1 protein-coding gene is annotated in these 568 nt (G+C 63.2%); it reads left to right on the plus strand.

Annotation, left to right across the window (positions count from 1 at the left end; all coding sequences use genetic code 11):
- On the plus strand, positions 1 to 537 hold a 537-nt coding region (locus tag ACKUB9_RS34400), incomplete at its 5' end, for an IS3 family transposase (RefSeq protein ID WP_407531200.1).
- Positions 538 to 568 lie beyond the last annotated feature (31 nt).

Here is a 568-nt window from a genome sequence, read left to right on the forward strand (position 1 = left end):
CACGACCTGCCAATCGCCCCGAACCTTCTGAAGCAGGATTTCTCAGCCGTGCGGCCCAATACGGTCTGGCTGGCGGATATCACCTACTTGCCGACTGAAGAAGGCTGGCTCTACCTGGCTGCCGTTCTCGATCTCGCCACGCGCAAGATCGTCGGCTGGGCGATGCGCGATCACATGCGGGCCGAGCTAACCTTGGCTGCTCTGATGATGGCGACCCAGCGACAGCGGCCAGCCGCTGGGCTCATCTGTCACTCGGACCGCGGCAGCCAATACGCGGCTGAGGCCTATCGCAAGCAGCTCGCCGGCATGGGGGCGAGCCCATCCATGAGCCGGACGGGCTGCTGTTACGACAACGCCCCGATGGAGAGCTTCTTCCACACTCTCAAGGTGGAACTCGTCCACCAGCGACGGTGGGCGACCCGCGATGAAGCGCGGCGCGACCTGTTCGCTTACATCGAGGGCTACTACAATCGGCAACGTTTCCATTCGGCTCTCGGCTACCTCACACCCGAGCAAGCCGAGCGGAACGCGAGCTAAAACCCGTGTCCGCGAAATCGGGGGAGGATCA

Origin of the sequence: Methylobacterium oryzisoli (assembly GCF_046557895.1) — a bacterium.
Taxonomy (GTDB): domain Bacteria; phylum Pseudomonadota; class Alphaproteobacteria; order Rhizobiales; family Beijerinckiaceae; genus Methylobacterium; species Methylobacterium oryzisoli.